Annotated in this window: 9 protein-coding genes; 5 read left to right on the forward strand and 4 right to left on the reverse strand. The window is 68.3% G+C overall.

Annotation, left to right across the window (positions count from 1 at the left end):
- The 3 genes from AC2VOP_RS13995 to AC2VOP_RS14005 form a co-directional block, all read left to right on the forward strand.
- The coding region (locus AC2VOP_RS13995; protein ID WP_486961531.1) for an alkaline phosphatase family protein at positions 1-743 on the forward strand (743 nt) is incomplete at its 5' end.
- Positions 744-793: 50 nt separating this feature from the next.
- Positions 794-2086, forward strand: a complete 1293-nt coding sequence (satS, locus tag AC2VOP_RS14000; protein WP_486961532.1) for a protein export chaperone SatS — start codon at positions 794-796, stop codon at positions 2084-2086.
- Positions 2087-2220: 134 nt separating this feature from the next.
- On the forward strand, positions 2221-2703 hold the full coding sequence (locus tag AC2VOP_RS14005; RefSeq protein WP_486961533.1) for a DUF4189 domain-containing protein: 483 nt from the start codon (positions 2221-2223) through the stop codon (positions 2701-2703).
- Between the two features lie 7 nt (positions 2704-2710).
- Here the strand turns inward: AC2VOP_RS14005 and AC2VOP_RS14010 are convergent, their stop codons facing one another.
- Genes AC2VOP_RS14010 through AC2VOP_RS14020 form a run of 3 tightly spaced genes read right to left on the reverse strand, consistent with a single transcriptional unit; the run spans position 2711 to position 4919 of the window.
- Entirely contained in the window at positions 2711-3370 is a 660-nt protein-coding gene (locus tag AC2VOP_RS14010; RefSeq protein WP_486961539.1) for a GntR family transcriptional regulator, read from the reverse strand.
- Positions 3371-3402: 32 nt separating this feature from the next.
- Positions 3403-4146, reverse strand: coding sequence for a maleate cis-trans isomerase family protein (locus tag AC2VOP_RS14015; RefSeq protein ID WP_486961534.1), 744 nt, complete (start codon positions 4144-4146; stop codon positions 3403-3405).
- Positions 4147-4151: 5 nt separating this feature from the next.
- Positions 4152-4919, reverse strand: coding sequence for a maleate cis-trans isomerase family protein (locus AC2VOP_RS14020; protein WP_486961535.1), 768 nt, complete (start codon positions 4917-4919; stop codon positions 4152-4154).
- 80 nt (positions 4920-4999) lie between these two features.
- Between AC2VOP_RS14020 and AC2VOP_RS14025 the strand changes: the two genes are divergently transcribed.
- Complete coding sequence (locus tag AC2VOP_RS14025) at positions 5000-5959, forward strand: D-2-hydroxyacid dehydrogenase (RefSeq protein WP_486961536.1); 960 nt, start codon at positions 5000-5002, stop codon at positions 5957-5959.
- Between the two features lie 12 nt (positions 5960-5971).
- A complete protein-coding gene (locus AC2VOP_RS14030; protein WP_486961537.1) occupies positions 5972-7342 on the forward strand; it encodes an amidase in 1371 nt (456 codons plus the stop codon).
- An 84-nt stretch (positions 7343-7426) separates the two neighbouring features.
- Here AC2VOP_RS14030 and AC2VOP_RS14035 read toward each other — a convergent pair.
- Positions 7427-7850: DUF3830 family protein (locus tag AC2VOP_RS14035; RefSeq protein WP_486961538.1), on the reverse strand; the 424-nt coding region annotated here is incomplete at its 5' end.

A 7850-nucleotide genomic window follows, 5' to 3' on the forward strand; every position in this document is an offset into this window, starting at 1 on the left:
TGGTGGAGGAGAACCGCTCGCAAGCCAACGTCATCGGCAACACATCGGCGCCCTACATCAACCAGCTCGCCGCGGGCGGCGCGATGATGTCGCAGTCGTTCGCTTTAACGCATCCCAGCGAGCCCAACTACCTCGCGCTGTTCGCCGGCAGCACCCTCGGAGTAACCGAGAACCTGTGCCCAGTCAACGCCGGCAACACGCCTAACCTGGGATCTCAATTGCTCGCTACCGGACACACTTTCGCCGGTTTCGCAGAAAGCCTGCCCGATGTCGGCTCGACGGTCTGCAGTGCGGGCAAGTATGCCCGCAAACACGTGCCCTGGGTCAATTTCAGCAACATCCCGGCGAACTCCTCGCTGCCGTTTTCGGCGTTTCCGGGTCCGGCCAATCCGGCCGGTTATGCCCGGCTGCCAACAGTCTCGTTCGTCATCCCCAACCTCGACAACGACATGCACGACGGGTCGGTCGCTGCCGGCGACCAGTGGTTGCAGCAGAATCTGTCCGGCTACGCGCAGTGGGCCATGGCCAACAACAGCCTGCTGATCCTGACCTGGGACGAGGACGACAAGAGCCAGAACAACCAGATTCCGACGGTCTTCTACGGCGCCGGCGTGAAACCCGGAAGCTACGGCGAACCCATCAGTCACTACAACGTGCTCTCGACGCTCGAGGAGATGTATGGGCTGCCCAAGCTCGGTCTGGCGGCGCGGGCCCCGGCCATCACCGACATCTGGGAACGCTGACCCGGGACTCCGCCGGCACCCCCACCGCGCGTGTCGTTATTCTGTGCCGCGTGGCTGCTGAGCTGGTACCCGTCCTTCTGAGTCTGACCGCTGGTGACCGCTACACGGTGTGGGCGCCGCGCTGGCGTGACTCCGGTGACGAGTGGGAGGCGTTTCTGGGCCGCGACGAAGACCTGTACGGCTTCGCAACCGCCGCCGACCTGGTGGCGTTCGTGCGCACCGATACCGACAACGATCTGAGCGACCATCCGGGTTGGAAGAAGCTGACTCAGGCCAATGCCCACAAGCTGGACCCGAAACCGGCCAACCGGTTCGACCTCGTCGCGATCGAGGAGCTGCTCGCCGACAAGCCGACCAAGAATTCGGTGCACAAGCTGGCCGACATGCTGGCCATCGTCTCCTCGATCGGGTCGGTGTGCGAGCTGGCCGCGGTGACGAAGTTCTTCAACGGCAACCCGAGCCTGAACCTGCTGGGCGGCGGGGTGGAGAATTTCACCGGCCGGGCCGGCCGCAAACGGTGGACCTCGATCGCCGAGATCATCGGCCACAACTGGGACGACGTGCTCGCAGCGATCGACGGCGTCGTGGCGACACCCGACGTCGACAATGCGATGTCGGCAACCGCAGCCGAAGAGCTGGCCCAGCCCCCCGAGGAGGACGACGAGCTCGACGGCGCCGGGGAGGGGCCGGAGCCGACGGACACGGCAACCACCGCCGAGGACGCAGGGGATGCCACCGACACCGGCGACGCTGCCGCCGGCCGACACGACGACGACTCCGTCGTGCTCGGTGCCGACGAGGATTTCTGGACCAAGGTGGGCATCGACCCGGTTCGCATCCTCACCGGGGCCGGCACGTTGTACACGCTGCGCTGCTACCTCGGCGAGCATCCGATCTTCCTGGGCCGAAACGGACGGATCAGCGTGTTCGGCTCCGAACGCGCGTTGGCCCGCTATCTTGCCGACGAGCACGACCACGACCTGTCCGACCTGGCCACCTACGACGACATCCGCACCGCCGCCACCGACGGCTCACTGGCGATCGACGTCGTCGACGACAACGTCTACGTATTGACCGGGCTCGCAGACGATCTCGCCGACGGACCGGCCGCGGTCGACCGCGAGCAGCTCGAACTGGCCGTCGAGTTGCTGCGCGACGTCGGCGACTACGCCGAGGACGGCATCGTCGACGACACCCTGCGGCCGGACCGCCCGCTGGGCGGCCTGGTGAGCTATGTGCTCGACCCCGAATCGACGGAGAAACCCGAGCCACCGTTTGCCAGCGCCGTCAAAGAGTGGGAGGAACTGGAGCGCTTTGTGGAGTCGCGGTTCAGGCGCGAGTAACGGTTTTGCAAAACGCGGTGCAGCCCGGGCCGACCGGAGTTAGGCTGCGGTCCTGCCTCGTGAATCCAGAGGCGCAGCGGCGACACCGCCGATTTCGATCGCGACCGGGCCACCGGCGTGAGAAGGGAACCACCATGGTAGTGACCAGTTTTCGGACCAGCGCCGCGATGCCCGCGGCCGTCGGCGCAGTTGCGGCCGCACTGGCCGTAGCCGTCGCCCCCGCCGCCTACGCCCAGGAATCCTGGGGCGCGATCGCCGTCTCGCCCGACGGCCAATCCGTCGGCGTATCGACAGATCAGGGGAATGAGTACCTCGCCAACATGGCCGCCAGCGACGAGTGTCGCCAAAACAACCCCGTCTGCAATGTGTTGATTACCTTCAAGTCCCCGGACTGCGGTGCGGTCGTCACAAACGACGACCACTATTTCGGGGATAGCGGCGCCACGGCGAAGGAAGCCGAACAAAATGCGATGAACCAGAGCCCCGGCAGCACCGTCCTGCGCTCGGCATGCAACGGGGCGGCTGAGGGTGAGGGTTCTGCTACCACCACAGCGACCACGGCTACCACGCCAGCCACGGCGACCACGCCAGCCACGACCACGGCGCCCGGCGGGTAAACCCCCGTCACAACCCGCCGGCACGCCGAGCCAGCAGGCGGCGGATCGCGTCGTCCATGTGCTCGTCCATCAGGCGCACCGCCGCGGCCTCGTCGCCGGCGCCGATCGCGTCGCGCAGGGCGACATGTTCGGCGACCTGCTCGCCCAGGTCGGGGTAGGTGTCTTCGAGTTCCCCCAGCAGTATCCGGGTCTCCAGCAACAGCGTCCGCATCGCCCGTTGCAACCGCGGACTGCCCGCGCACTCGACCAGCACCTGGTGGAACTGCTGGTCCGCGTCGGCCACCCCGGCACCGTCGCACCGGCGGGCGGCGGCGCTCATGGCGTCGAGCGGAAGCCCCAGCCGGGCACACGCAGCGCCGGCATCGCCGGCCAGCAGCTCGCTGACCGCCGCCCGTTCGACGGCCTTGCGGGCGCGGTACACGTCGCGCACGTCGTCGTCGGTGAGTTCGACGACGAAGATGCCGCGATTCCGTTCGCCGCGCAGCACCCCCTCGGCCACCAGCCGTTGCATCGCCTCACGCACCGGGCCGCGGGAGACGTCGAACTGCGCGGCGAGGCTCGCCTCACCGAGCTGCTGGCCGGGTGAGAGCTGGCCGCGGGTGATGGCCTCCCGCAGTCGCTCGGCGATCAGCTCAGCCGTCGACTGCCTGCTCAGCGGGTCGAACACCGTGCCCTGCGCCGGCTGCGCAGTGGGAGCATTCACCGTCGCCCACCACCGCCATCGGCGAACAGCGCACCCAGCCCAGCCACCCGCCGCGTGATGCCGGCAATACGCAAGCCCTCCCACACCGTCACCACGTTGGCGGTCAGCACCGGCTTGCCGAGCAGCTTTTCCAGTTCGGCGACCTGGGCCACGGTGTGCATGGCGGTGTCGGGAATCAGCAGCGCGTCCGCCGCGGAGTCGTCGTTGCGCACCGCGAACGTCCGCACCTCGGTCACGGTCAGCCGGCCGACCTCGGCAGCGGTGTCGATGCCGGCGCTGCCCATCTTCTCGACGGTGATGCCGTGGGCGGCCAGGAAGTCCACGAACAACCCGGCGACGTCTTCTGGATAGCTGGCGGCAACCGCGACCCGGGAGCACCCGAGGGCGGCCAGGGCGTGCACGAACGCCAACGACGTGCTCGACGCGGGCACTCCGGCGGCCGCCGCCAGGCGGTCGGCTTGGTCGGCGGCGCCGTCGCGCCCGAATACGAAGCTGCCCGACGTGCACGCCCACACCACCGCGGCCGGTCGCTGCGCTGCCAGCAGCGCCGCTCCCTCGGCGAGCTTGGCCGGGCTGCCCAGCTCCATCAGCTCGGGCACCGCGTGCAGGTCCGTACCGTAGACGTGGACCACCGGCAGTTGCACCCCGAGCAGCCCGGCGGCCATCGGGTAGTCCGACTCGGCGGCGTGATCGGGATAGATGAACCCGACGGCTGGGGTCTGCGCGCGCTGCGGGCTCATGGGGCTCACTGCCGGGCTCCGGTGAAGACATCGCGCAACCACCGGCCCGGTCCCATCATCGGCAGGCCCATCCGGTCCAGGCACGCCCACATGGTCAGTTGGTTGGCCGTCAGGATCGGCTTGCCGAGCATTTTCTCCAGCGGGTCGATGATGTCGTAGGTCCGCAGGTTGGTGCAGCTGACGAAGATGGCTTCGGCTTCGGGCTTGTCGGCGGCGACGATCCGCTCAGCGACCGTGCGGTAGTTCACCTTCCAGATGCCGCCGCCCAGGCCCAGGTGGTCCGACCGCAATACGGTCACCCCGAGTTGATTCAGGAACATCCGCAGCAGCTCGGTGAGCTCTTCGTCGTAGGGGGTCATGATGCACATCCGCGAAATCTCCAGCGCGGTAACGGCTTCGGCCAGCGCACCTGACGTTGTGACTGCTGCTTTGGCGCCCGCGGCCTCGATCGCTGCGACCAGCGTTTTCTCGTATTCGACGCCGTTGACGAAGCTGCCCGACGCACACAGGTAGGCGACCACCTCGGGCTCGATCGACAGCACGGAGCGGGTGGCGGCTGCCAGGTGGTGTGTGTCGGATACCAGTTCGGCCATGGCCCGGCTCACCGGTACCGGTTCGAACTGGGTGCGGGCCAGGTGCAGGGTCACCTCAGCCGGAATCCAGCGCCACAGCTCACGTTCCAGCGCCAGATCAAAGGGTGCGATGACGCCGATGCCGCGCTGTTCGCCCGGTCCGTCGAACTCGGGTAGCTCCCGTAACAGGGACAGATCCATGGGTGGCCCCACACTCACACGGCACTCCAGGCCAGCCCTGGATTGTTGACAATCATACGATACGTTTCTACGGTGTCAACGTGGACGCGCGTCCGGTGGTCACTGTTCAGTACGGCGAGTCGGCCCCGACCCAGCTCGGCCCGATCAGCGCGGACGCCGAGTTGCGGATGGTCCCTTCGGCACAACTGGCCGGAGCGCTTGCGGGCGCCGACGTGCTGTTCGTCTATGACTTTTCCTCGCCGGCGCTGGCCTCGGCGTGGCCGGTGGCCGATTCGCTGCGCTGGGTGCAGGTTGGCGCCATCGGGGTGGACGCGGTGCTCTTCGACGAGTTGGTGGACAGCGACGTGATCGTCACCAATTCCCGCGGCATCTTCGAAGAAGCTATCGCCGAGTATGTGCTGGGACAAATCCTGGTCTTCGCCAAGGGTTTTCGACGGTCCTGGAGCGCTCAGCGTGCCCGGCGCTGGCAGCACTTCGACACCGAACGCATCGCCGGGGCGGCGGTGACGATCGTCGGGCCCGGGCCGGTCGGCCGTGCCGTCGCGCGGCTGCTGACTGCGGCCGGAATGACCGTGCGGGGGGTCGGGCGCACGTCGCGAACCGACGCCGACTTCGGCGAGATCTGCACCGACCTGCACGCCGCGGTCGCCGACGCCGACTACGTCGTGCTGGCCGCGCCACTGACCACGCAGACCCGCGGCCTGATCGACGCCGCCGCGCTGGGCGCGATGCGCCCCGGGGTGCGATTGATCAACGTCGGCCGCGGCGAACTGGTGGTCACCGATGCGTTGGTGGCGGCGCTGCACGACGGGCGTGTCGGCGGCGCGGCACTCGATGTCGTCGACCCCGAGCCACTGCCGTCCGGCCATCCGCTCTGGGCCGCACCCAATGTTGCGCTGACCCCGCATCACAGCGGTGACGTGCACGGCTGGACCACCGCAGTGCAGCAGCAGTTCGTCGACAACTTCCGTCGTTACGTCTCCGGTCGGCCGCTGCTCAATGTGGTCGACAAGCACCGCGGATACGCGGTGACCGGCTGAGGAGCCACGCAGATGACCAGCCCGACCGACTTGACCGCACTGCAGTTGGTGGCCGCCTACACCTCCGGCGAACTTTCGCCCGTCGAGGCGACCGCGGCTGCGCTCTCGGTGATCGCCGAACGCGACGGCGACATCAACGCGTTCTGCCTGGTCGACGAGGAAGCCGCACTGGCTCAGGCGCGCAAGTCCGAGGCCCGCTGGGGCGGCAACTACACCAAGGGTCTGCTCGACGGGGTGCCGGTCGCCGTCAAAGACGTCTTCCGCACCGCCGGCTGGCCCACCCTGCGCGGCTCCCTGCTCACCGACGCCGCCGGGCCCTGGATCGAAGACAGCCCGGCGGTGGGGAAGATGCGAGACGACGGCATGGTGCTGCTCGGCAAGACCACCACCTGCGAGTTGGCGTGGAAGGCCGTCACCGACAGCCCGCGCACCGGCATCACCCGCAATCCCGTCGACACCACCCGCACCGCCGGCGGATCGTCGGGTGGCAGCGCCGCCGCGGTCGCCGCCGGTATGGCGCCGCTGGCGGTGGGTACCGACGGCGGCGGCAGCATCCGCATCCCGGCGAGTTTCTGCGGAGTCGTCGGTTTCAAGCCCACCTATGGGCGCGTGCCGATGTATCCGATCAGCCCGTTCGGGCCGCTGGCGCACGGCGGACCGATCACCCGGACCGTCGAGGACGCCGCGATGCTGATGGACATCATCGCCCTGCCCGATCACCGCGACCCGACCTCGCTGCCGCCGACGCTGACCACCTATCGCGGGGCGATCCGCCGCGACGTCGTCGGTCTGGGTGTCGCCTACTCGCCCACCCTGGGCTACGTCGACGTCGACCCGCAGGTTGCGACGGCGGTCGCGACGGCTGTGCAGGCGTTGGCCGACGCCGGGTTGAACGTCGTGCAGGCTGATCCCGGTTTCACCGATCCGGTCGACGCCTTCGAAACGCTCTGGGCGACCGGCGCCGCGGCCAGCCTGCGCGGCTACGAGCAGTCCCGCGACCTCGTCGACCCCGGCCTGGTCGACATGTGGGACGCAGGCCTGGGCGTTTCGGCCGTCGACTACCTGGACGCGCGGCAGGCCTGCGTCGATCTGGGGCTGACCATGGGGCAGTTCCACGAACGGCACAACCTGTTGATCACCCCGACCACACCGATCCCACCGTTCACCGCCGGTCACGACGTGCCGGTCGACTCCGGCCTGCGCTGGTGGGCCGAATGGACACCGTTCACCTACCCGTTCAACATGACCCAGCAGCCGGCGCTCTCCATCCCGATCGGCACTACCGCCGAAGGACTGCCGATCGGTCTGCAATTTGTCGGCCCGAGGTACAGCGACGACCTGGTGCTGGCCGTGGGCCTGTTCGCCGAGCAGGTGCTGGGGTAGCCACGGGCTAGCCACGCCGAGCAGACGCATAGGCCCCCGAAATGCTGCCGAATGTGGGGGCTTTCGCGTCTGCGCGGCGGGGAACTAAGCCCGGGCGAAGGCCAACTGCTCGCCGACCGCGCCGCCCATCCACAGGTCGTTGCAGGCCGCCGCCATCTCGGCCAGGCCGTCTTCGATCGTCGCGAAGACGTTCCCGGGAACCCAGCCGACGTCACCGTTGAGCAGCAGGTTGTTGCGGCCGTAAAAGATTGCCAGGTCGGTGGCGCCTTGCGGTGAGTGTGCTTGCGCGCCAGCGTCATACCCGTAGGCCGGGTTGCCGATCTCGGCCGCGTCGAAGCTGAAAAAGCACACGTCGCCGGGGATCGGCGTGACGGTGCAGTTCTCCCGACCGGGTGGGGGAAGCGGCGGCACCAGTGTGTACACCTCGTTGCGGGCGTACTTGCCGTGGTATGCCTGACCGGCGAGCGGCAACGCATCCCAGACCGCCGCGCAGGTGCGCGGCGCCTGA

Source organism: Mycobacterium sp. TH-M106 (assembly GCF_057473765.1).

Bases quoted from the DNA above. Each gene is read 5' to 3' on its own strand.
- AC2VOP_RS14015 (WP_486961534.1), bottom strand. From the start codon at position 4,146: ATGAGCCCGCAGCGCGCGCAGACCCCAGCCGTCGGGTTCATCTATCCC.
- AC2VOP_RS14020 (WP_486961535.1), bottom strand. From the start codon at position 4,919: ATGGATCTGTCCCTGTTACGGGAGCTACCCGAGTTCGACGGACCGGGC.
- AC2VOP_RS14030 (WP_486961537.1), top strand. From the start codon at position 5,972: ATGACCAGCCCGACCGACTTGACCGCACTGCAGTTGGTGGCCGCCTAC.
- AC2VOP_RS14005 (WP_486961533.1), top strand. From the start codon at position 2,221: ATGGTAGTGACCAGTTTTCGGACCAGCGCCGCGATGCCCGCGGCCGTC.